This is a genomic window from Geodermatophilus sp. SYSU D00703 (assembly GCF_054050155.1).
Genome location: NZ_JBJGYU010000002.1, coordinates 55,366 through 77,939, shown reverse-complemented (window position 1 = coordinate 77,939; position 22,574 = coordinate 55,366). Strand labels below are relative to the sequence as shown.

General features: G+C 76.1%; 23 protein-coding genes. 12 read left to right on the top strand and 11 right to left on the bottom strand.

Going from position 1 to position 22,574, the window contains the following annotated elements:
• Positions 1 to 8 precede the first annotated feature (8 nt).
• Positions 9 to 563 (top strand): GNAT family N-acetyltransferase, encoded by a 555-nt coding sequence (locus ACI782_RS03890; RefSeq protein ID WP_456906285.1) that lies wholly within the window; start codon positions 9 to 11, stop codon positions 561 to 563.
• Here the strand turns inward: ACI782_RS03890 and ACI782_RS03885 are convergent, their stop codons facing one another.
• Positions 564 to 1,010 (bottom strand): rhodanese-like domain-containing protein, encoded by a 447-nt coding sequence (locus ACI782_RS03885; RefSeq protein ID WP_456906283.1) that lies wholly within the window; start codon positions 1,008 to 1,010, stop codon positions 564 to 566.
• 113 nt (positions 1,011 to 1,123) lie between these two features.
• Between ACI782_RS03885 and ACI782_RS03880 the strand changes: the two genes are divergently transcribed.
• Positions 1,124 to 1,783, top strand: a complete 660-nt coding sequence (locus ACI782_RS03880) for a GntR family transcriptional regulator (RefSeq protein ID WP_456906281.1) — start codon at positions 1,124 to 1,126, stop codon at positions 1,781 to 1,783.
• Complete coding sequence (locus tag ACI782_RS03875; protein ID WP_456906279.1) at positions 1,770 to 2,789, top strand: 1-aminocyclopropane-1-carboxylate deaminase; 1,020 nt, start codon at positions 1,770 to 1,772, stop codon at positions 2,787 to 2,789. The genes ACI782_RS03880 and ACI782_RS03875 overlap by 14 nt, the downstream gene beginning before the upstream one ends.
• Positions 2,790 to 2,836: 47 nt before the next feature.
• On the opposite strand, the gene ACI782_RS03870 is transcribed toward ACI782_RS03875, so the two are convergent.
• The 6 genes from ACI782_RS03870 to ACI782_RS03845 all read right to left on the bottom strand — a co-directional run bounded on the left by ACI782_RS03870 (position 2,837) and on the right by ACI782_RS03845 (position 5,547).
• A complete protein-coding gene (locus ACI782_RS03870) occupies positions 2,837 to 3,163 on the bottom strand; it encodes a hypothetical protein (RefSeq protein WP_456906277.1) in 327 nt (108 codons plus the stop codon).
• The gene (locus ACI782_RS03865) at positions 3,160 to 3,291 is read right to left on the bottom strand and encodes a hypothetical protein (RefSeq protein WP_456906275.1); all 132 of its coding nucleotides are present in this window, start codon (positions 3,289 to 3,291) and stop codon (positions 3,160 to 3,162) included. The genes ACI782_RS03870 and ACI782_RS03865 overlap by 4 nt, the downstream gene beginning before the upstream one ends.
• A complete protein-coding gene (locus ACI782_RS03860; RefSeq protein WP_456906273.1) occupies positions 3,267 to 3,506 on the bottom strand; it encodes a hypothetical protein in 240 nt (79 codons plus the stop codon). The genes ACI782_RS03865 and ACI782_RS03860 overlap by 25 nt, the downstream gene beginning before the upstream one ends.
• Positions 3,507 to 3,600: 94 nt before the next feature.
• Complete coding sequence (locus tag ACI782_RS03855; protein ID WP_456906271.1) at positions 3,601 to 4,284, bottom strand: alpha/beta fold hydrolase; 684 nt, start codon at positions 4,282 to 4,284, stop codon at positions 3,601 to 3,603.
• A 2-nt stretch (positions 4,285 to 4,286) separates the two neighbouring features.
• Entirely contained in the window at positions 4,287 to 4,496 is a 210-nt protein-coding gene (locus tag ACI782_RS03850; protein ID WP_456906269.1) for a hypothetical protein, read from the bottom strand.
• A gap of 28 nt (positions 4,497 to 4,524) precedes the next feature.
• On the bottom strand, positions 4,525 to 5,547 hold the full coding sequence (locus ACI782_RS03845) for an NADP-dependent oxidoreductase (protein WP_456906267.1): 1,023 nt from the start codon (positions 5,545 to 5,547) through the stop codon (positions 4,525 to 4,527).
• Positions 5,548 to 5,666: 119 nt separating this feature from the next.
• Between ACI782_RS03845 and msrA the strand changes: the two genes are divergently transcribed.
• From msrA to ACI782_RS03820, 5 genes are all read left to right on the top strand, one after another.
• The gene (gene msrA, locus ACI782_RS03840) at positions 5,667 to 6,320 is read left to right on the top strand and encodes a peptide-methionine (S)-S-oxide reductase MsrA (protein WP_456906265.1); all 654 of its coding nucleotides are present in this window, start codon (positions 5,667 to 5,669) and stop codon (positions 6,318 to 6,320) included.
• 14 nt (positions 6,321 to 6,334) lie between these two features.
• Positions 6,335 to 7,468, top strand: coding sequence for a class I SAM-dependent methyltransferase (locus ACI782_RS03835; protein ID WP_456906263.1), 1,134 nt, complete (start codon positions 6,335 to 6,337; stop codon positions 7,466 to 7,468).
• A gap of 57 nt (positions 7,469 to 7,525) precedes the next feature.
• The gene (locus ACI782_RS03830) at positions 7,526 to 8,617 is read left to right on the top strand and encodes a class I SAM-dependent methyltransferase (RefSeq protein ID WP_456906261.1); all 1,092 of its coding nucleotides are present in this window, start codon (positions 7,526 to 7,528) and stop codon (positions 8,615 to 8,617) included.
• Positions 8,618 to 8,745: 128 nt separating this feature from the next.
• Positions 8,746 to 10,329 (top strand): methyl-accepting chemotaxis protein, encoded by a 1,584-nt coding sequence (locus ACI782_RS03825; RefSeq protein ID WP_456906259.1) that lies wholly within the window; start codon positions 8,746 to 8,748, stop codon positions 10,327 to 10,329.
• A 97-nt stretch (positions 10,330 to 10,426) separates the two neighbouring features.
• Positions 10,427 to 10,915: a hypothetical protein gene (locus ACI782_RS03820; RefSeq protein ID WP_456906257.1), complete on the top strand. Its 489-nt coding sequence runs from the start codon at positions 10,427 to 10,429 to the stop codon at positions 10,913 to 10,915.
• On the opposite strand, the gene ACI782_RS03815 is transcribed toward ACI782_RS03820, so the two are convergent.
• The 4 genes from ACI782_RS03815 to uraD all read right to left on the bottom strand — a co-directional run bounded on the left by ACI782_RS03815 (position 10,912) and on the right by uraD (position 13,243).
• Entirely contained in the window at positions 10,912 to 11,478 is a 567-nt protein-coding gene (locus tag ACI782_RS03815) for a DUF6461 domain-containing protein (RefSeq protein ID WP_456906255.1), read from the bottom strand. The two genes, ACI782_RS03820 and ACI782_RS03815, sit on opposite strands and share 4 nt — an antisense overlap.
• A complete protein-coding gene (pucL, locus tag ACI782_RS03810) occupies positions 11,478 to 12,368 on the bottom strand; it encodes a factor-independent urate hydroxylase (protein ID WP_456906253.1) in 891 nt (296 codons plus the stop codon). The genes ACI782_RS03815 and pucL overlap by 1 nt, the downstream gene beginning before the upstream one ends.
• Positions 12,369 to 12,431: 63 nt before the next feature.
• Positions 12,432 to 12,749 (bottom strand): hydroxyisourate hydrolase, encoded by a 318-nt coding sequence (uraH, locus tag ACI782_RS03805; protein WP_456906251.1) that lies wholly within the window; start codon positions 12,747 to 12,749, stop codon positions 12,432 to 12,434.
• Positions 12,746 to 13,243, bottom strand: a complete 498-nt coding sequence (uraD, locus tag ACI782_RS03800) for a 2-oxo-4-hydroxy-4-carboxy-5-ureidoimidazoline decarboxylase (RefSeq protein WP_456906249.1) — start codon at positions 13,241 to 13,243, stop codon at positions 12,746 to 12,748. Before uraD ends, uraH begins: the two co-directional genes overlap by 4 nt.
• A 68-nt stretch (positions 13,244 to 13,311) precedes the next feature.
• Here uraD and aceB point away from each other — a divergent pair, with 68 nt between their 5' ends.
• The 4 genes from aceB to ACI782_RS03780 all read left to right on the top strand — a co-directional run bounded on the left by aceB (position 13,312) and on the right by ACI782_RS03780 (position 22,558).
• Complete coding sequence (aceB, locus tag ACI782_RS03795) at positions 13,312 to 14,883, top strand: malate synthase A (protein WP_456906247.1); 1,572 nt, start codon at positions 13,312 to 13,314, stop codon at positions 14,881 to 14,883.
• Between the two features lie 165 nt (positions 14,884 to 15,048).
• A complete protein-coding gene (locus ACI782_RS03790; RefSeq protein ID WP_456906245.1) occupies positions 15,049 to 16,299 on the top strand; it encodes a DUF6986 family protein in 1,251 nt (416 codons plus the stop codon).
• Positions 16,300 to 16,343: 44 nt separating this feature from the next.
• Entirely contained in the window at positions 16,344 to 21,452 is a 5,109-nt protein-coding gene (locus tag ACI782_RS03785) for a SpoIIE family protein phosphatase (protein ID WP_456906243.1), read from the top strand.
• 101 nt (positions 21,453 to 21,553) lie between these two features.
• On the top strand, positions 21,554 to 22,558 hold the full coding sequence (locus ACI782_RS03780; protein WP_456906241.1) for an anti-sigma factor RsbA family regulatory protein: 1,005 nt from the start codon (positions 21,554 to 21,556) through the stop codon (positions 22,556 to 22,558).
• Positions 22,559 to 22,574: the final 16 nt, after the last annotated feature.

Below are 22,574 nucleotides of genomic sequence, written 5' to 3'. Positions count from 1 at the left end.
CGGGAACGATGCCCCGCGTGATCCCCGACGAGCTGACCGCCGGTGCCCTGCGGCTGCGGCCCTGGCGGGAGGACGACGTCCCGGACGTCTACGCCGCGCTGCAGGACCCCGACTGCCGGCTGTGGAGCGGGGCGGGCACCGTCTCGCGGGAGGACGCCGCGGCGATGGTCCGCATCCGGATGGACCCGGCGCTCGAGGACCGCGCCGCGTGGGCCGTCGTCGACGCCGGGGGCGCGCTGCTGGCCTCGGTGTCCCTGCACTCCATCGACCGAGCTCGGGCGGACGCGGAGATCGGCTACTGGACCGTCCCCGCGGCCCGGGGGCGGGGGATCGCCCCGGTCGCCGTCGACGCCGCCTGCCGCTGGGCCTTCGCCCGCCTGGAGATCGACCGGGTGGAGCTGTGCCACGCGGCGGAGAACACCGCCTCCGCGCGGGTCGCCGAGAAGGCCGGCTTCACCTTCGAGGGCCGGCTCCGCCGCTCCTACCGCTACGGCGACGGCTTCAAGCACGACGAGCTGCTGTGGGCGCGGCTGTCCGACGACCCGGCGCCGACGTTCGGCTGATCAGCAGCCGCAGCGGGCGCCGGCCGGGGCGGTGAGCGGGTCGACGGCGGGCCGGGAGACGCCCTCCGCGGTCGCCACAGGCAGGCCCTCCCGCGCCCAGTACTCGAAGCCGCCGATCATCTCGCGCACCCGGTAGCCGAGCAGGGCCAGCGCCAGGGCGGCTCGGGTGGCGCCGTTGCAGCCGGGCCCCCAGCAGTAGGTGACCACCGGGGTCGCCGGGTCGAGCTCGGCCGCGGCGCGCCGCGGGATCTCGCGGCCGGGCAGGTGCACCGCCCCGGGGACGTGCCCCTGCTCCCAGGCGTCGCGGCTGCGGCTGTCGAGCAGCACGAACCCGGGCGTCCCGGACTCCAGCGCGGCGTGCACGTCGCTCACGTCGGTCTCGACGGCGAGCCTGCGGGCGAAGTGCGCGGCGGCGTCGGCGGGCGGCGTGTTCCAGTCGTCGATCACGCCGTCGATGGTCCTGGCGCGGGCCGCGCGCCACGACGTCCCCGGCTGCCAACGACCGCAGCGTCTCCGCCCGGCACTTGACGAGGCCTGCTCTGACATCTGAGATGTCAGCCATGTCCCTCGCGCCGGTGAGCCGCGTCCTGCTGCGCGACGTCGCCCTGGCGCGCATCCGGGCGGCGATCGTCGCCGGCGACCTCGCGCCGGGCGCGGTGGTGAAGGACGCCGAGCTGGCCGGCCGGCTCGGGCTGTCGGTCGCCCCGGTGCGCGCGGCGCTGGCCCGGCTGGCCGATGAGGGCCTCGTCGAGGCCAAGCCGCAGAGCCACACCCGGATCACGCCGCTGCGGGTGCGCGACGTCCGCGATGCCGCCGTCGTCGTCCGGGCGATGCACGAGCTCGCCGTCCGCGAGGCGGTGCCGGCAGTGACCTCGGACGACGTCGCCCGCATGCGCGCGGCCAACGAGCGCTTCGCCGCCGCGGTCGCGGCCGGGGACGTCGACGCCGCGCTGGCCGCCGACGACGAGCTGCACGGCGTCCCGGTCGAGCGCTGCGGGAACGCCGCCGTCACCGCGACGATCAACCGATTCACCCCCGCCGTCCGCCGGCTGGAGCGGGCCCGCTTCGCCGCGGCGCACGGCCAGGAGTCCGTCGTCCTGCACGACCGCCTGATCGCCGCCTGCGCCGCCTCCGACGTCGACGCCGCCGTCGCCACGACCACCGAGATCTGGACGGCGCTGCTGTCCGAACTGGAGGAAGCCCCCGATGGCTCTGTCTGACTATCCCCGCTACCCCCTGCTGTTCGGCCCCTCGCCGGTGCACCGGCTCGACCGGCTCACCGAGCACCTCGGCGGCGCCGCCGTGTGGGCCAAGCGGGAGGACTGCAACTCCGGCATCGCCTACGGCGGCAACAAGACCCGCAAGCTCGAGTACCTCGTGGCCGACGCACTGGAGCAGGGCTGCGACACGCTGGTCTCGATCGGCGGCGTGCAGAGCAACCACACCCGCCAGGTGGCCGCGGTCGCCGCGCGGGTCGGGCTGCAGTGCGTGCTGGTGCAGGAGAGCTGGGTCGACTGGCCCGACGCGGTCTACGACAAGGTCGGCAACATCCTGGTCAGCCGGCTGGCCGGAGCCGACGTCCGGCTGGTCAAGGCCGGGTTCGGCATCGGCTTCAAGGAGAGCTGGGAGGCCGCGCTCGCCGACATCGAGGCGCGCGGCGGCAAGCCCTACGCCATCCCGGCCGGCGCCTCCGACCACCCGCTCGGCGGGCTCGGGTTCGCCGGGTGGGCGGAGGAGGTCGCCGCGCAGGAGGCCGAGCTCGGCGTCTTCTTCGACACGGTCGTCGTCTGCTCGGTGACCGGCTCGACCCAGGCCGGCATGGTCGCCGGCTTCGCCAAGCTCGAGGAGGACGGCGCCCGGCCGCGGCGGGTGCTCGGCATCGACGCGTCGGCCAAGCCCGCCGAGACCCGCGAACAGGTGCTGCGGATCGCCCAGCGCACGGGCTCGCGGATCGGCCTGCGGCGCGAGCTCACCCGGGACGACGTCGAGCTCGACGAGCGCTACCACGCCGGCGTCTACGGGATCCCCGACGAGACGACGATCCGCGCGATGGAGCTAGCCGCCCGCACCGAGGGCATGGTCACCGACCCGGTGTACGAGGGGAAGTCGATGGCCGCGACCATCGACCTGGTCGGCCGCGGCGAGATCGACCCGTCGTCCACCGTGCTCTACGCCCACCTCGGCGGGCAGCCCGCGCTCAACGGCTACAGCGCCCTGTTCTCCTGACGCACCGGAGGGGATCCGTGCGCGTCACGCGCACGGATCCCCTCCGGTCAGGCGCGCCAGGCCGGCCGGACCAGCTGCTCGAGGGGCGGCAACCGTCGCCGGTGGGCTGGTGGCGGCCCGCCGGACCAGTTGCGCCGCGCCGTGCGGAGCCCCGCCCCGGCCAGGCGCCGGATCACCACGATGGCCGCGGCGGTGGCGAGGGCTCGCCAGCCGGGGTCGCCGGTCAGGCGCAGCAGGCCGGCGGCGAGCAGGAGGTCGAGGAACAGGGCGAGGGCCAGTGGCGGGCGGCGGGTCACCGCGGGGGCGAGGACGCCGGAGAGCACAGCAGCAGCGACGACCGCGACCGCCGCTGTGCTCGTGACCTGCTCGATCACGCCGTCCGCCCCCGGCTCCGGTCGGCCGGGTCGACGGTCTCCCGCCCCTGCTCCTCGGCGACCTGCCGGCGCTTCTCGGCGATCTCCCTGCTCGAGAAGTAGTTCAGCGCCGTGCGGATCGCCGCCACCGCGGCCGGCTGACCAAGCTCGCGGACTCCAGGCCGAGGGCGAGGAAGCGGCCCGGCGTCAGGCGCACCGGCACGAACGCCGCCGCGCTGCGTTCCCGCAGCCCCACCCAGACGAAGCGGACGAAGGCCCACACCGCCCCAATGATCACAGCGGCGCCACAGGCCTCCACGACGGTGACCAGGACGCCGACGACCTCGGCGAGCACTTCCTCCACCGGGAAGCCGTACCCCGGCCGGGGGCTCTCGCACTCAGGGGCCGAGCGTCTCGTCGGCGGGCCGGGCCGGTGACGGGCGCGAGGGGCGCCGGGCTCACAGCGGGACGGCGAGCTCCGTGCGCTCCAGGGCCGCGGCCAGGTCGGCCCGCCACGGCGCCAGCCCGGCCCCGGCCAGGACGACGTCCCGCACGAACGCGTGCCACACCGGCGCCCGCCGCACCATGCTGTGCCCACCGGCGATCGTGAACCGGGCGATCCGGGCGCCCGCGGCACGGGCCCGGACGGCGTAGTCGGCGGACAGCGCCGCTGGCACCCAGCGGTCGCCCCGCCCGTGCAGCACCGCCACCGTCTGCTCGCGCAGGTGCTCCACCGGCTCGCCCGGTGGGGTCCACGGGGCCAGCGCGCAGACCGCCCGCACCGACGCGTCGCCCCCGGCGCGCAGCACCGCGCGGCCGCCCATCGAGTGGCCGACCAGCACCACCGGGACGTCGTCCCCGTGGCGGGCCCGCAGCTGGGCGAGGGTCCAGGCCACGTCGGCGTATGCGTCGGCCGCCACGCCGTTCCAGCCCGCGACCCGGTAGCGGACCAGGTAGGTGCCGACCCCCTGCTGCGCGGTCGACGCGCGGACGAACTGCTCGATCGCCCGCATCCGCAGCAGGGACAGCGCCCGCTCCCGCGGCGGCTGGACGCTGGCCACGGTGCCGCCGTGGCAGAACACCGCCAGCGCCCGCAGCGGGACCGCCGGCGGGACGTGCTCGAGCGCCGGGTCGACCGTCACCGTCACCGGTGCCGGCGCCGGCGTCCGCCACGGAGCGCCGTCCGGGCCCGGTCGCCCAGGTCACCGGCGCGGTGGAGCCCGCGGGTGAGCGGGGTCGAGCCGGTGCGCCGCTCCAGGGCGCGGCCGGCCCGGCGGAGCACGCCGGAGGTCAGCGGGACGACGACGGACAGCACCAGCCACATGCGGAACCGGCGGGTCAGGAACAGCCACATGCCCCCAGACTGCCCCGGACCCGTCAGTTCAGTCGGGGTCGGGCGCCAGCCGGACGACCATCTTCCCGGTGTTGGCCCCGTGCAGCAGGTCGAGGAAGGCCGGCACGGCGTTCTCGATCCCCTCGTACACCGTCTCCCGGACGACGAGGTCGCCCGACCGCAGCCAGCCCGACACCGTCTCGGTGAACTCCTCCCGCAGGTCGGCGTGGTCGCCCACCAGGAACCCGCGCAGCGTCAGCCGCTTGCCGACCATCAGCGACATGTTCCGCGGCCCGGGCGGCGGCTCGACGGCGTTGTAGCCGGAGATCGACCCGCACAGCGCCGCCCGCCCGTGCACTCGCAGCACGTTCAGCGCCGCCTCCAGGTGCGCGCCGCCGACGTTGTCGAAGAAGACGTCGACGCCGTCGGGCGCGGCTTCGGCCAGCGAGAGCGCCACCGGGCCGTCGCGGTGGTCGAAGGCGGCGGTGAAGCCCAGGTCGCCGGTGAGCCAGGCGACCTTGGCCGGGCTGCCGGCGCTGCCCACGACCCGCCCGGCGCCGCGCAGCCGGGCGAACTGCCCGACCAGGCTGCCCACGGCGCCGGCGGCTGCGGAGACGTAGAGGTCCTCCCCGGGGCGGAACCCGGCGATCCGGAACAGCCCGGCGTACGCGGTGAGCCCGGGCATGCCGAGCACGCCGAGGAACCAGGACGGTGGGACGTCGGTCAGCGCGGGCAGCCGGGTCACCGCGGCGGCGTCCAGGACGGCGACCTCCCGCCACGCCGCGTCGGTGAGCACCAGCGCGCCCTCGGGCAGGTCCGGCGCGCGCGAGGCGACCACCCGGCCCACCGCGCCGCCCCTCATCACCTCGCCCACCTCCCAGGGCGGGGCGTAGGACGGCGTGGAGCGCATCCGGCCGCGCATGTACGGGTCGACCGACATGGCGACCATGCGGACGACGACCTGTCCCTCCGCCGGGTCGGGCACCGGGACCTCGACCAGCTGGAAGTCCTCCGGTGTGGGCTCGCCGTGCGGGCGGGCGGCCAGGTGCCACTCGCGCGTCGTCGCGGCCATCGCGGCTCCTCCCGGCCGGGTGGGGGTACGCGGTCGATCCTGCCGCCGGGGCGCCGTCCCCGCCGTCCGGGGTCGTAAGGCACACGACCGGGGTGGCGGGGCGCGCCTACGCTCGGACCATGCTGTTCTCCCGGTTCAAGACCCAGCCGGTGTCACCCGAGGACGCCCTGCCGGGCCGCCCCGACCCCCTGCCCGGCGTGCCCGAGGTGCACGCGGTCAACGGCAACCGCATCAAGCCGCCGTTCCCCGAGGGCCTGCAGACCGCCGTCTTCGGTGGCGGCTGCTTCTGGGGCGTGGAGAAGGTGTTCTGGCAGACCCCGGGGGTGTACTCGACCGCGGCGGGCTACGCCGGCGGCTACACCCCGAACCCGACCTACGAGGAGGTCTGCTCGGCGCGGACCGGGCACACCGAGGTCGTGCTGGTCGTCTTCGACCCGGCGGTCATCTCGTACGAGCAGCTGCTCAAGGTGTTCTGGGAGGACCACGACCCGACCCAGGGCATGCGCCAGGGCAACGACGTGGGGACCCAGTACCGGTCGGCCATCTACGTCGACGGCCCGGAGCAGGAGGCCGCCGCGCTGGCGAGCCGGGAGGCGTTCCAGACCCGGCTGACCGAGGCCGGCTACGGCGAGATCACCACCGAGATCGCGCCGCTGCGCGAGTTCTACTACGCCGAGGACTACCACCAGCAGTACCTCTACAAGGTGCCCAACGGGTACTGCCCGATCCACTCGACCGGCGTCTCCTGCCCCGTCGGCCTCCCCGGCGTATGACCCCGAGGGCAGAAATGGCCATTTCTGCCCCTCGCGAGAAGCTGTTCACGCAGCTGCGGCGGGCGCCGGACGTCGAGGCGCCGGACCTGGTCGCCGTCGACGCCACCGACGGGCTGCTGCTCGACGAGGCGGCCGAGGCGCTCGCGGCCGCCGGGCCCGGGCAGGTGGTGGTCGTCGACGACTCGTACGGCGCGCTGACCCTCGGCGCGGTGCTCGGCGGCGCCCACGACGTCCGGGTGCACCAGGACCTGCTGGTCGGCGAGCTGGCCCTGGCCCGCAACGGCGAGCGCACCGGGCTCTCCGGCACGTACCGCTCGCTGCCGCTCACCCCCGAACTGGTGGACGGCGCCCGCGTGGTGCTGGCCAAGGCGCCGAAGTCGCTCGACGCGCTGCGCGAGCTGACCGAGCTGGCGGCCGGCGCGGGTCCGGACGTCACCCTCTACGTCGGCGGCCGGGTCAAGCACATGACGCTCGCGATGAACGACGTCCTGCGCCTGGGGTTCGCCGAGGTCGCGGCCACGCTCGCCCGGCAGAAGTCGCGGGTGCTCGTCGCCCGCGGGCCGCGGCCGGGCGTCGCGCCGTCCTTCCCGCGCCGGCAGGTGCACGCCGACCTGGGCCTGACGGTCTGCGCGCACGGCGCGGCCTTCGCCGGGACGCGGGTGGACGTCGGCACCCGGCTCCTCCTCGCCGCCGTGACCGGCGCCGCCCCCGACGCCGCGACCGCGCTGGACCTCGGCTGCGGCACCGGCGTGCTGGCCACCGCCCTCGCGCTGGCCCGGCCGGGGCTCGTGGTCGACGCGAGCGACCAGTCCGCGGCCGCGGTCGCCTCGGCCGCGGCGACGGCGGCGGCCAACGGGGTGGCCGACCGGGTGCGGGTGCGCCGGGACGACGCGGCGTCCGCCGTCCCCGACGCCAGCGTCGACCTGGTGGTCTGCAACCCGCCGTTCCACCTCGGCGCCGCCGTGGTGACCGGCGCCGCCGACCGGTTGTTCGCCGCGGCGCACCGGGTGCTGCGGCCCGGCGGGGAGCTGTGGACCGTCTACAACAACCGGCTGCCGCACCGGGCGGCGCTGCGCCGGCTGGTCGGGCCGACCCGGGTGGCGGCGTCCGACCGCCGGTTCACCGTCACCGTGTCCACCCGCCGGTAGCGAGAGGGTCGGAGGGCCCTGGCACGGCGCGCGCCGCGCGCGGCACGGTCCGGGGGCATGACGACGACCGAGACCCCGCCCGCGGGCACCGCCGCCGACCTCGCCGAACGCATCCTCGGCGGGGTGACCGCCACCCTCGAGCTGGCCGCCCTCGAGCTCGGCGTCGAGCTGGGCTGGTACCGCGCGCTGGCCGACGCCCCGGCCACGGCGCCCGAGCTCGCCGACCGGACCGGCGCCGACGCCCGCTACGCGCGGGAGTGGCTCGAGCAGCAGGCGGTGGCCGGGATCCTCACCGTCGACGACGTCCGGGCCGAGCCCGACGCGCGGCGCTACACGCTGCCGGCGGAGTACCGCGGCGTGCTGGTCGACGAGCTCGACCCCTCCTACATGCCGCCGTTCGCCCGCGTCGCGCTGGCGTTCGTCCGCAACCTGCCCCGGCTGCGCGAGGCCTACCGCACCGGGGCCGGGCTGAGCTGGGCGGAAATGGACCCCGACGCCCGGGAGGCGCAGGGCGACGCCAACCGCCCCTACTTCCTCGGACCGATGGCCACCTCCGACCTCCGCTCCCTGCCGCAGGTCGACGCCGCGCTGCAGGCCGGCGGCCGGGTCGCCGACGTCGGCTGCGGCATGGGCTGGTCGGCCATCGGCATCGCGCGGGCGTACCCGCAGGCCCGGGTGGAGGGCTTCGACATCGACGAGCCCTCCGTCGCGCAGGCGCGGCGCAACGCCGAGGGCGCCGGGGTGGCCGACCGCGTGCGGTTCACGACCGTCGACGCAGGGTCGTCCGGCGGCGAGGCGGGTGCGTACGACCTGGTGACGGCGTTCGAGTGCGTGCACGACATGCCCGACCCCGTCGCCGTCCTCGGCGAGATGCGGCGCATGGCCCGGGCCGACGGCATCGTGCTGGTCGTCGACGAGAAGGTCGCCGAGGAGTTCACCGCGCCCGGCGACGACATCGAGCGGCTGATGTACGGCTACAGCCTCACCTGCTGCCTGCCCGACGGGCTCTCCACCCGGCCCTCGGTCGGCACCGGGACGGTGATGCGGCCGGCGACCCTGGAGCGCTACGCCCGGGAGGCCGGCTTCTCCGGCGTGGAGGTCCTGCCGGTCGACAACGACTTCTTCCGCTTCTACCGGCTCGTGAGCTGAGGCGCGTCCCAGGACCGCGACGGTCCGTGAGGACTGCAGCAGTTCCGCTGTAGTCACTACAGCGACCTGCCGAACTGTCAGGTAACGGTGCGCACCTCCGCGCCGATCCCGGTTCGCAGGAGTGCCCGATGGCGCGCAACCTCTGGTCCGACCGTCCCCTCGGCGTCAAGCTCGCGGCCCTCGTCGCCGCCGGTGCCGTCGTCCTCGCCCTCTTCGCGGTCATCGCGGTGCGGGCGCTCTCCGCCACGGGGGAGCGCACCGACCAGCTGCTCGCCACCACGGCCGCCACCGGGTCGGCGCTGGAGGCGGACATGATGCACGACGCCGTCCGCGGCGACGTGCTGTCCGCGCTGCTGGCCGCTCCCGGGCCGGAGCACCGCGCCGCGGTCGCCGACCTCGCCGAACACACGACCACCTTCCGGCAGGTCCTGGCGGCGGTGTCGGACGGCGGGCTCGCCCCGGCCGTCGCCGATGCCGTCGAGGAGGTCACCCCCGAGGTCGAGGCCTACCTGGCCTCGGCCGACCGGATCGTCGTGCTGGCCGGCAGCGACCCGGCCGCCGCGCGGGCCGCCTACCCGCAGTTCGCCGAGGCGTTCGGCGCGCTCGAGGAGGCCCTGCCCACGGTGGACGGAGCCGTTGCCCGGGAGGCGGCGGAGGCCGCCGCCGAGAGCGCCGCTCAGCGGACGACCGCGATCACCCTCTCGGTCGTCGTCGCCGTCGCTGGGGTCGGCGTGCTGGGCGCGCTGGGGTGGGGGGTCACCCGCTCGGTCGTCGGGCCCCTGCGCCGGGTCGAGGCCGTCCTGCTGGGTCTCGCGGACGGCGACCTGCGGGGCTCGGCAGGGGTGACCAGTCGCGACGAGGTCGGCCGGATGGCGGCTGCGCTGGAGACCTCGATGGGCAACGTGCGCGCCGTCCTGGCCACGATCGGGGACACCTCGACGACGCTGGCGTCGGCGACCGAGGAGCTGTCGGCGACCGCGCAGGACATGACCCGGCTGGCCGACGAGTCCTCCGTGCAGAGCGGGGCCGTGGCCGAGGCCGCGGGGCAGGTGTCGGTCAACGTGCAGACGGTCGCCGCCGGCTCGGAGCAGATGGGCGCCTCGATCCGGGAGATCGCCCGCAACGCCGGCGAGGTGGCCCGGGTGGCGGGGCAGGCCGTGGAGGTCGCCGACGCGACCAACGCCACCGTGACGAAGCTGGGGGAGTCCTCGGCGGAGATCGCCGGCGTGGTCGCGGTGATCACCGCGATCGCCGAGCAGACCAACCTGCTGGCCCTGAACGCGACCATCGAGGCGGCCCGGGCCGGTGAGGCGGGCAAGGGCTTCGCCGTCGTGGCCAACGAGGTCAAGGAGCTGGCCCAGGAGACGGCCAAGGCGACGCAGGACATCACCGCCCGGGTCGAGGCCATCCAGGGGGACACGGCCGGCGCCGTCCGCGCCATCGGGGAGATCTCCCGGATCATCGGCCTGATCAACGACTCGCAGGGCACGATCGCCACGGCCGTCGAGGAGCAGACCGCGACCACCACGGAGATGAACCGCAACGTCGCCGAGGCGGCGACCTCGGCCGGTCAGATCGCCGAGAACATCGCCTCCGTCGCGGGTGCCGCCGGCGCCACGACCCGCGCGATGACCGACGCGCGGACGGCGATGGACGAGGTGGCCCGGATGGCCGCCGCACTCAGCTCGTCGGTGGGCCGGTTCCGCTACTGAAGGAGCGCGGCCGCTCGGGCTCGCTCACCGGGGCGATGATCGGCAGGTGCGGGTGTCGCCCCTGGGCAACGGGCCGGCATCCCGGCAGGCTGGGGGCATGACGACGTCGCGCCGCCTGCCCCCCGCCGTCCGCAGGGTGCTGCCCTGGCTGCTCACCTGGTGGGCGGTCCAGGCGGTCGTGGCCGTCACCGGCCGGATGGTCGCCCGCCGCAAGGACGAGGGCGACGAGAGCACGGCCGGGATCCGGCGGGTCGTCGCGGTCGGCGGCGTGCAGCTGCGGCCGGTGAACCCCGAGCTGTCGCGGGTGCGGCTGGACCTGGTGATGGGCGGTGGCGAGCTCGACCTGACCGCCCTGGATCGCGTGCCCGGGGGCGTCGACCTCACCGTGCGCACGCTGATGGGCGGGCTGGGGGTCCGCGTCCCGGCCGGCTGGCGGGTCTGGTGGTCCTTCCGCGGCGCCGGCGGGATCGGACTCGCCGAGGGCGAGGGCGTCACCCGCACCGACGACGAGCGCGGCGCCGACCTGCGCATCCACGCCCACGTCCTGTTCGGCGGCATCGGGATCGAGGGGAGCGGGGCCTCCTAGTCGGACAGGGTCGCGCAGAGCAGCCGGCCCTCGAGCGCCTCCCGGGTCACGGTCAGGCCGAAACGGCGCTCGACGAGCTCCGCGCACGCGGCCGCCGGCCGGGGGCCGCCCGTACGGAGCGGCCCGCCCTCGCGCAGCAGGCCGGCCTCGACCAGGTCGCCGTCGAGGGCGTGTGGCTCCCGGCCCCACCGGAACTCCGGGATCGTGACGTCGAAGCCGGTCACGTACACGCCGTCCCGCGCGTGCAGGCACGAACTGGTCGTCGGCGTGAAGCACAGCGCGACGGCCTCGCCGCCGCCGGCGGTCAGCCGCTCGAGCAGGGCGGGGTCGGCGCCGCGGACCGTCGTCGACTCGACCGCGTACACCCAGCCCTGCGCCGTCCCGACCCGGACGGCGGGCAGGTCTGCGTCCATCGCCTCGCGCAGCGTGCACTCCCCCCGGTCGACCTCGCTCGCGTCCAGCGCGGCCAGCAGGTCCTCGGCCCCCCGCCCGCGCGCCGCCGTCAGGGTGAGCAGCACGTGGTCCGCCACCCAGTCGGCGAACCAGTCGAAGCGGGCGGCCATCAGCAGAAGCCGGGCGTCCCCAGCCAGGCCGCCTCGGCGGGCGGGACGTCGTCGCGCAGCACGGTGCCCTCGATCAGCCCGTAGGGCCGGTCGTCGGCGTGGTAGACGACGTCGGGGTTGTCCAGCCCGAAGGCCGAGAGGTCGGTCAGGAAGTGGTGCCGGTTCGGCATCGACATCCGCACCTCGGCCACGCACGGGTACCGCTCGAGCACCGCCTCGCCCATCGCGTACAGCGTCTGCTGCAGGGCTCGGGAGTGGGTCGCGGCGAAGGCCTCCAGCAGCGTCGTCCGGACCCCGGCGAAGACCTCGTCGAAGTCCAGGTCGGCGGTCGTGCAGCGCCAGCGGGCGGTCACCGCGGTGGCGAGGATCCGCTCCCGGGTCTCGGCCAGCGTCGTGTACCGATCCCGGGGGAAGCCCCAGAACTCCGAGCCGGTGGTCTTGAGGACGACGAGGTCGCGCAGCCCGGCGAGCACGTGCACGTCGTCCCCGTCGACGGTCACCACCGCCGTCCGGACCTCGCCGCCGTCGCGCCGGAAGGCGTGCTCGTGGGGCCGCCCGTCGACGGCGATCCGGTCCCAGCCGTATGACTCGATCGCCACGCGGGCGCCGGTGATCCACGGGTACGCGCCGGCGAAGTGGCGGGCCAGCCGCAGGCCGAACGACTCGATCGCGCCGACGCCGTCGCGGGCGAAGGCGAAGACGGTGTTCTTCTGCGTGTCCGTCGGCAGCACGTGCGCGTTGTCGCCGGCGGTGTGCGCGGCGGTGAAGTCCCCGCGCAGGCTCGTGCTGACGTTCAGGTCGGCCAGGGTGTGCCGCGGGCTGCTCCGGTCGACCGCGACGACGCGGACCTCCGCCTTGCCGTACTGGTTCGGGCCGAGCCGGATCGCCATGCGCGGCACTGTTGCACGTGGAACGTCGCGGCGGCGCCTCGTGCGGGACCCGGACCGGGGCCGTCAGGACCCGCGGTAGGTCGAGTAGGCGAAAGGGGCCAGTAGCAGCGGCACGTGGTGGGGGTCGGCGGGCTCGGTGACGGCGAAGGTGAGCACCACCTCCGGGTAGAAGGTCTCCCGCCCCTGCTCGGCGAACCACGGCCCGGTGGCGAACGTCAGCCGGTGGGGGCCCGGGCCGGTCGCGCCCTCCACGAGCCGGCAGCGGCCGTCGGCGTCGGTGACCCCCTCGGCGAGCAGGTCCGTCCCGGCGTACAGCCGGACGGCGATCCCCATGGCCGGCCGCCCGAGCACCGAGTCGAGGACGTGCGTCGACACGCTCACGACACGAGCCCCCGCACCCGCAGCGCGGTGATCTGCGCCAGCTGCTCGGTGGCCTCCGCCCGCTCGGCCTGCTCGTCGTTGCCCAGCCGGCGGCGCAGCTCGGCCAGCATCTCCTCGGGGCCGCGGCCGGCGGCACGCACGAGGAACACGTGGCCGAAGCGCTCCTCGTACGCCCGGTTGCCCTCCACCAGGGCGGTCCGCGTGGCGTCGTCCGCCCCGGCCATCGAGCTCTGCTCCCGGCGGGAGGCCTCGGCGCCGGCGGAGGAGCCCTCCGGCCGGTCGCCGATCCGCGGGTGTGCGGCCAGGGCCAGCTCGACCTCCTCCCACGGCAGGCCGCGGGCGACCTCCTCCGCGCGGGCCACCAGCGTCTCGACGTCCCGGTAGGGCCGGCCGGCGGCCACCTCGGCGGCGAAGCGCGGTGCGTCGTTGCACGCCCGCAGCAGCTGGACGGCGCGGTCGGCGGGCTCGGCGTTGAAGTCGTCGAGGGCTGCCATGCGCCGAGGATGCCAGCCCGCCGTCCTCCGACGGCCCGACGAGCCCGCGGACGTGGCAGGGTGCCGCCATGGTGGACGTGCGCGTGATCGGCCCGGACGTCGAGCGGGGCGAGGAGGTCCTCACCCCCGAGGCCCTGGAGTTCGTGGCCGATCTGCAGACCCGCTTCGGCATCCAGCGCGACGCGGCGCTCGCCGCCCGTGCCACCCGGCGCGCGGAGATCGCCACCGCGCGCTGGCTGGACTTCCGCCCGGAGACCGCCGAGATCCGGGACGGCGACTGGCACGTGCCCCCGCCGCCGCCCGGCCTGGTCGACCGGCGGGTGGAGATGACCGGCCCCACCGAGCCGAAGATGGCGGTGAACGCGCTCAACTGCGGCGCGAACGTGTGGCTGGCCGACCTCGAGGACGCCAACACCCCGCACTGGCGCAACGTCGTCGGCGGGCAGGCGGTGCTGCGCGACGCCGTCCGCCGGACGCTGGCGCACACCGCACCCGACGGCCGGGAGTACCGGATCCGTGAGGACGCCGTCCTCCCGACGATCGTGCCGCGTCCCCGCGGCTGGCACCTGCCCGAGCGGCACCTGCTGGTGGACGGCGCGCCGGCGGTCGGGGCGCTGGTCGACGCCGGGCTGTACCTGTTCCACAACGCCCGCGAGCAGCTGGAGCGCGGCAGCGGCCCGTACTTCTACCTGCCCAAGATGGAGGGCCACCTCGAGGCCGGCCTGTGGAAGCTGGTCTTCGACCACGCCGAGCAGGTGCTCGACCTCCCGGCCGGCTCGATCCGGGCCACGATGCTCATCGAGACCATCCCGGCGGCCTTCGAGATGGACGAGATGCTGCACGCGCTGGGCGACCACGCCGCCGGGCTCAACGCCGGCCGCTGGGACTACCTGTTCAGCGTCATCAAGGTCTTCCGCGAGGCGGGTCCGGACTTCGTGCTGCCCGACCGGGCCGCGGTGACCATGACCGCGCCGATGATGCGGGCCTACACCGAGCAGCTGGTCGCCGTGTGCCACCGGCGCGGGGCGATGGCGATCGGGGGCATGGCCGCGGCCATCCCCAGCCGGAAGGACAAGGAGGCCAACGAGCGGGCGCTGGCCAAGGTGCGCGAGGACAAGACCCGCGAGGCCGGTGACGGGTTCGACGGCTCCTGGGTGGCCCACCCCGACCTCGTGCCGACCTGCCGCGAGGCGTTCGACGCCGTCCTCGGCGAGCGGCCCAACCAGCTCGACCGGCAGCGGCCGGAGGTGGCGGTCACGGCCGCGCAGCTGCTCGACGTCGCCGGGGTGCCCGGCGGGCACACGATGGCCGGACTGCGGACCAACGTGGAGATCGCGATCCGCTACCTGGCCGCGTGGCTGGGTGGCAACGGCGCGGTCGGCATCCACGGGCTGATGGAGGACGCCGCGACGGCGGAGATCAGCCGGTCGCAGGTGTGGCAGTGGGTGCACAGCGGGGTGGAGCTCGACACCGGCGAGGTGGTCACCGCCGAGCTGGTGCGCCGGGTGGTCGCCGAGGAGGTCGGGGAGATCGGGGAGCTGGACCGGCTGGACGACGCCCGGCGGCTGTTCGAGCAGGTGGCGCTGGCCGACGAGTTCCCGGACTTCCTGACGCTGCCGGCGTACGAGCTGATCGATTGAGCAAGGACCCCCCTGCCCCCCACCCCTCGCAGGCTCGGGGTGGGCCCCTGCACGGGGGCCGTCATGCCATCGGAGTGAACGCATGACCTTGCCCCCTGCCCCCCACCCCTCGCAGGCTCGGGGTGGGCCCCTGCACGGGGGCCGTCATGCCATCGGAGTGAACGCATGACCTTGCCCGACGAGGTCTACGCCGAGCTGGACCGGCGGCTGGGGCCCGTCGACACCGCCCGCGCGGCCGCACACCCGGGGGAGCGCCCCGGCCGGCAGCCGGTGCACACCTGCTACGTGCCCGCCGACGCCGTCGTACCCGGGGTGGCGGCCGCCTGGGGCGACGCCGCGCTGGCCGCGCTCGAGGAGCACGGCCTGCCCGACCTGGGGCTCGACGGCGGGCTGGTCGAGCAGGTGCTGCCGCGGGTGCGCGCCAAGCTGGCCACCGAGCCGGTCGAGGACCTGCGGGTGGACGCCGAGGACGGCTACCGCGGCGGCCCCGGCGCGGAGGACGTCGACGTGCGGGCCGCTGCCGCCGCGGTCGCCGCCGACCTGCGTGCCGGCACGGCCCCGCCGTCGGTCGGCATCCGCGCGAAGTCGCTGGAGGGCCCCACCCGGCGCCGCGGCGTCCGCACCCTCGACCTCTTCCTCGGCGCGTTGGCGGAGTGCCACGGCGCGGGAAGTGCGCCCCTCCCACTTCGCTGCACCGTCACGCTGCCCAAGGTCACCGACGTCGAGCAGGTGCGCGCCTTCCTGCCGGTCCTCGACGCGCTGGAGGCCGCGCACGGCGTCCCCCTCGACCTGGAGCTGCAGGTGGAGACGCCGCAGGCGGTCATCGGACCGGACGGGAGGGTCACCGCCGCGCGGCTGGTCCACGCGGCCGGCCCCCGGCTGACCGGCCTGCACTACGGCACCTACGACTACAGCGCGGCCCTCGGCATCGCCGCGGCGCACCAGGCCTCGGACCACCCCGCCGCCGACTTCGCCAAGCACGTGGTGCAGGTCGCGGTGGCCGGTACCGGGGTCCGCGCCGTCGACGGGTCCACGAACGTGCTGCCCGTCGGCCCGCGGGACCGGGTGCACGCGGCCTGGCGGCTGCACGCCGGGCTCGTGCGGCGGGCGCTGGAGCGCGGCCTCCACCAGGGCTGGGACCTGCACCCCGCGCAGCTGGTGACCCGCTACCTGGCCACGTACGCCTTCTACCGCGCTGCCCTCCCCGCGGCCGCGGAACGGCTGGCCGCCTACCGGGCACGCGTCGACGGTGGCGTCCTCGACGAACCGGCCACCGCGCGGGCGCTGGCCGCCGTGCTGCTGCGCGGCCTGGACTGCGGCGCGATCGACGACGCGGAGGTGGCGGCGGCCGCCGGGGTGGACCGCGCGGCCCTCGACGGGCTGGCCGGCCGTACCGGGGGTTCCGGAACGGTGTGAGCCATCCGGCCGCGCACCACCTACGATCCCAGCGTGATGCCCCGGTGAACGAGCCAGGCCCCGAGCGGTCGCTGTTCGCCGGCGGCGGCGAGGTCGGCCGCGCGATGGCCGAGCGTGACTGGGCCGAGACCCCCCTCGGCCCGCCCGACACGTGGCCCGCGGAGCTGCGCAACGTCGTCCGGATCGTCCTGACGTCCCGGTTCTCCATGTGGGCCGCCTACGGCCCGGAGCTGACCACCTTCTACAACGACGCCTACAAGCACGACACCCTGCAGGCCAAGCACCCCTGGGCCCTGGGCCGCCCCGCCCGCGAGATGTGGGCGGAGATCTGGGAGGACATCGGGCCGCGCATCCGGTCGGTGCTCGACACCGGCGTCGCGACCTGGGACGAGGACCTGCTGCTGTTCCTCGAGCGCAACGGCTATCCCGAGGAGACCTACCACACCTTCTCGTACAGCCCGATCGACGATGCCGACGGCCGCACGCAGGGGATGCTCTGCGTGGTCACCGAGAACACCGAGCGAGTGGTCGGCGAGCGCCGGATGGCCACGCTGCGCGACCTCGCGGCCGCGGTCGCGGCCACCCGCACGGAGGGCGACGTCCTGGACGTCGTCTGCGAGCAGCTCGCACGCGACGTCGCCGACCTGCCCTTCAGCCTCACCTACGTGGTCGAGGCCGACGGCGTCGCCCGGCTGGGGTGCGCGGCCGGGATCGAGGGCGGATCGCCCGCGGCTCCCGCCGTCCTGACGGCGGGGGACGGCGTCTGGCCGGTGCGGCGGGTGCTGGCCGGGGAGCACGTGCTGGTCGAGGACCTCGGCGAGCGCCTCCCCGGCCTGCCGACCGGCGCCTGGCAGCGGCCCCCGACACAGGCGGTCGTGGTGCCGATCGCCTCGGCGGCCCAGGGGCAGGTGGCGGGCTTCCTCGTCGCCGGGCTCAACCCGCACCGCCGCTACGACGACCCCTACCGCGGGTTCCTCGAACTGGTCGCCAACCAGATCGCCTCGGGCCTGCAGACCGCGCGCAGCTACGAGGCCGAGCGCAGCCGGGCCGAGGCGCTGGCCAAGCTGGACCGCGCCAAGACCGACTTCTTCAGCAACGTCAGCCACGAGTTCCGCACCCCGCTGACCCTGATCGCCGGCCCGGTCGCCGAGCTGCGCAACTCCCCGGTGGCCACCGCCGACCCGCGGATCGGGCAGGAGCTGGAGGTCATCGAGCGCAACGCGCTGCGGCTGCAGAAGCTGGTCAACACGCTGCTCGACTTCTCCCGCCTCCAGGCCGGCCGCATCGACGCGCGCTTCGAGCCCGTCGACCTGGCCGCCACCACCAGCGAGCTGGCCAGCGTCTTCCGCTCGGCGGTCACCCGCGCCGGACTGGACTTCACCGTCGACTGCCCGCCGCTCGGGGAACCGGTGCACGTCGACCGGGACATGTGGGAGAAGGTCGTCCTCAACCTGCTCTCCAACGCGCTGAAGTTCACCTTCACCGGCGGGATCACCGTCCGGCTGCGCCCCGCGGACGGCGCCGCGCAGCTCACCGTCAGCGACACGGGGACGGGCATCCCGGCCGACGAGCTGCCGCGCCTGTTCGAGCGCTTCCACCGGGTCACCGACGCCCGCGGCCGATCCGGGGAGGGCAGCGGCATCGGCCTGGCGATGGTGCGCGAGCTGGTCGGGCTGCACGGCGGCACGATCGACGTCGCCAGCGCCGCGGGCCGGGGGACGACGTTCACCGTCACGCTCCCGTTCGGCACCGGCCACCTGCCGGCCGACCGGCTGGCCGAGGCCGCGGCGGACGCCCAAGCCGTCTCCCCGGCCGCCGCGCCGTTCGTCACCGAGGCGCTGCGCTGGCTGCCCGGCGGGGACGACGGCGCCGGTCCCGTCGCGGTGCCCGCGGCCGGCGACCCGGCCGGCCGCGTCCTGGTGGCCGACGACAACGCCGACATGCGCGAGTACGTGACCCGGCTGCTGGCCCCGCGGTACGACGTCCTGGCGGTCGCCGACGGCCGCGCGGCCCTCGAGGCCGTCCTCGCCGACCCGCCGGACCTGGTCGTCAGCGACGTGATGATGCCCGGGCTCGACGGCATGGAGCTGCTGGCCGCGCTGCGCGCCGACACCCGGACCGCGCGGGTCCCCGTGGTGCTGCTGTCGGCCCGTGCGGGGGAGGACGCGGCGGTCGAGGGCCTGGCCGCCGGCGCCGACGACTACCTGGTCAAGCCGTTCTCCGCCCAGGAGCTGATCGCCCGGGTCGGCGCGCACCTCGGCCTGGGCCGGGCCCGTCGGGCCGCCGAGGAGCGGTTCACGGCAATGGCCGACCTGGCGCCGGCGCTCATCTGGGTGTCCGACCTCGAGGGACGCCGGGTGTTCGTCAACCGCGGCTGGCCCGCGTACACCGGCCGCGCGGCGCGGGAGGAGCTCGGCCGCGGCTGGACCGACGGGCTGCACCCGGAGGACCACGACCGCTACGCGGCCACCGTCGACGCGGCCGTGGCCCGGCGCGAGGGCTGGGAGGTCGAGTTCCGCCTCCGCCGCAGCGACGGGGCCTACCACTGGCTGCTGGAGCGGGCCGTCCCGATCGGCGCGGGGGAGACCTTCGCCGGCCACGTCGGCAGCTGCACCGACGTCAACGCCCGCATCCGCGAGACCGAGCGGCAGACCCTGCTGGCCGACGTCGGCGCCGCGCTGGACCAGGAGACGACCCTCGACGGGCAGATGGGCGCGCTGGCCCGGCTCCTGGTGGACCGGCGGCTGGCCGACCTGTGCACGGTCCGGCTGGTCGGCGAGGACGGCCGGCTCCGCTGGGCGGGCATCGCCGGCCTGGACGGGCCCACCGAGGCCGCGCTCGCCGACCTGGACCCGGACGTCGGCGTGGGCCCGCAGGTGGTGCGCTCCCGCCGGTCGGTCGTGCACGCGGCGCTGGCCGGGGCCACCGACCTCGGCGCGGACCACCCGGCGCTCGCGCCGCCGCTGGCGGTCGCCTCGGTGCTCGCGCTCCCGCTGACCGTGCGCGGGCGGGTGCTCGCCGTCCTCGCCCTGGGCCGCCGGGCGGACGCCCCCGCCTACACCGACGACGACCGGACGCTGGCCGAGGAGATCGCCGCTCGGTCCGCGCTGGCCGTCGACAACGCGGTGCTGCTCACCGAGGAGCGCGCCGCCGCCCACCGGCTGGCCCTGCTGCACCGGGCCACCGCGGAGCTGTCGGCCGCCACCACGCCGGTCGAGGTGGCCGCCGCGGCCGCCGGTCACGTCCGCGCGCTCACCGGCCCCGACAGCCGGGTCGCCGTGTACGAGCTCGACCCGTCGCACCGGTCCCTGAGCGCGCTCACCATCAGCGGCGGCTCCGAGGAGGGGCAGCGGCTGTGGCAGACCCTGCCGCTGTCGGCGCCGCTCGTCGCCACGGAGGCGGTCACCCAGCGCCGTCCGGTGTGGGTCGAGGACGTCGCCACGCGACCGCCCGGGGACCGGCCGCTGCCCGCGGAGCTGGCGGCCGCCCTGCGGTCGTACGGGCTGGTCGCCAACGTCGGGCTCCCGCTCGTCGTCGCCGGCCGGGTCGTCGGCGTCATGGCCGTCGCCTGGCCGACCGCGCAGCGCTTCTCCACCACCGACCGCGCGATGCTGCTGGCCGTCGCCGAGCAGTGCGCCCAGGCCCTCGACCGTGCCCGCCTGTACCGATCCGAGCGGCGCATCGCCGAGACCCTGCAGCTGAGCCTCCTGCCCGCCCAGCTGCCGCGGCTGGAGCACCTGGCGCTCGCCGCCCACTACCTCCCCGGTGCCGAGGGCAGCCAGGCCGGCGGGGACTGGTACGACGTCGTGGAGCTCGACGACGGCCGGGTGGCCATCGCGGTGGGCGACGTCGTGGGGCAGGGGCCGACCGCCGCGGCGGTCATGGGGCAGCTGCGCAGCGCCCTGTCGGCGGCCCTCCTGCAGGGCTGCAGCCCGGAGGAGGCGCTGGAGCTGCTGGACCGGTTCGCCGCGCGGCTGCCGGGCGCGCTGGCCTCGACCGCCGCCTGCCTCGTGCTCGACCCCGCCTCCGGGACGGTGTGCTGGGCCCGGGCGGGGCACCCGCCGGCGTTGCTGGTCACCCCCGACGGCGCCCGGCTGCTGGACGGCTCGGGCGCCGGCACCGTCCTCGGCGTCCCCGGCCGGGCGCCGTACACCCAGGCCGCCACCGAGGTCCCCGTCGGGGCGACCCTGCTGCTCTACACCGACGGGCTGGTCGAACGCCGCGGCGAGGTCCTCGACGAGGGACTGGACCGGGTCCGCACCACGGCCGCGCGGCACGGCGCCGCCGACCCGGCCCGGCTGACCGCCCGGCTGCTGGCGGAGGTCCTCGCCGACACCGACCAGCCCGACGACGTCGCGGTGATCGCCGCGCGACTGCTGCCCGGCCCGCTGGCCGAGACCCTGCCGGCCGACCCGGGCCGGCTCTCCGCGGTGCGCCGCCGCGTGACCGCCTGGACGAGGGCGGCCGGGCTGCCCGAGGAGACCGCCGAGGACCTCCAGCTGGCGCTCGGCGAGGCCCTGGCCAACGCGGTGGAGCACGCCTACACCGGCGGCGCGGAGGGCCGGTGCTCCTACCGGGTGGCCCGCGACCCCGACGGCGGGGTGCAGGTGGAGGTCCGGGACACCGGGGTCTGGCGCCCGCCGCCGGAGGACCGGGGCTACCGCGGGCGCGGACTGGAGCTGATCAGCGCGCTCGCCGCCGACGTCGAGGTCCGGCACGGGGAGGGGGCCGGCACGACCGTCCGCTTCCGGGTGCCGCCCCCGGCCGCCACGGCCGGCGCCGCGCGGCGGTCCGTCCACGTCGCGGAGGACGGCGGCGTCCCGGCGCGGCTGCTGACCTCGGACGGGGCGGAGGGGCTGCGGCTGGAGCTGGTGGGCGAGCTCGACCTCGCCTCCACCGACCCGCTGCGGGAGGAGCTGCTCGGCCGGCTGGCGCAGCTGCCGGTGGGCGCGCGGGCCACCCTCGACCTGCGCCGGACGACGTACCTCGCCAGCGCGGGCGTCGGGCTGCTGCTGCAGGCTCTCGCTCGTGCGGGTGAAGCGGGGCTGGAGCTCCGCGTCACGACGGAGCAGGGCACGCCGCCGGCGCGCATACTCGCACTGGCCGGGCTGGACGAGCACTCGGCCGGGGGAGCCGCGCGTCCGTCCCCGTGACGACGCGCACAGCCCTCCCCGGTGACGGACACCGGGTCGGGATGTCCCAGAATGTCGCTTCGGCCGGCTGGAGCGACCCGGTCAGGAAGAGGACGTACACCGTGCACCGTGGGGCAGACGAGCGTGCCGCGCTGCGCACGCACCACGTCCTGCCCGGTCCCGGCGCCAGCGCCCGACCGCACGCCGCCGCCCTCGTCGGCTCCGACGACGAGCTGCTCACCGTCGCGGTCTCCTTCGTGGAGGAGGGCCTGCGGGCCGGCGACCTCACCCTCCTGGCCTGCGGGCCGGACACCGCCGCGCTGCTCGCCGGGGCCTTGGGGGAGCGGGCCGCGGAGGTCGAGTTCGACGCGCGCGTCGCGCTGGTGGACACCCGCGCTCCGGATGCCGTCAGCCTCACCCAGCGGCTGCTCGACCGCGCGGCGGCCGCCTCCTCCTCGGGGTGGCTGCGGGTGCTCGGCCAGGTCGACTTCGGCCCGGAGCCGGCGACCTGGCGGGAGGGCCAGCGCTACGAGGCCGCGGTGAACGCGCTGCTCGACGGTTGCCTGCTGACCGCGATGTGCCTCTACGACAGCCGGGCGCTGCCGCCCGAGGTGCTGGAGAGCGCCACCCGGACCCACCCCGAGCTGGTGTCCGGCGGCCGGCGCTCGGCCAACTCCGGTTACCGCGACCCCGCGCAGTACCTCGCCGCGCTGCCGGTGCCCCGCGAGCCGATGGAGGACACCCCGCCGGTCCTGGCCGTCGACGACGCCCCTGCCCTGGCCGGACTGCGGCACGCGCTGGGCGCGGCGCTCGCCGCCCACGTGCCCGACCGCGAGCAGCGGGAGGACCTCCACCTGGCCACCAGCGAGGTCGCGGCCAACGCGTTCCGGCACGGCCGGCAGCCGGTGTCGGCCCGCCTCTGGACCGACGGGCGGCGGATGGTCTGCGCCATCACCGACTCCGGCACCGGCTTCAGCGACCCGCTCTCTGGTTTCCGGCCCGCGCACGGCGACGACCTCAGCCGCGGCGGCATGGGCCTGTGGCTGGCGCGCAAGCTCTGGGACTCCGTGGACCTGCTGCCCGGCCCCGGCGGCCTCACCGTGCGGCTCAGCACCCGGTTGCACTGAGCCCGGTCCTTGACGC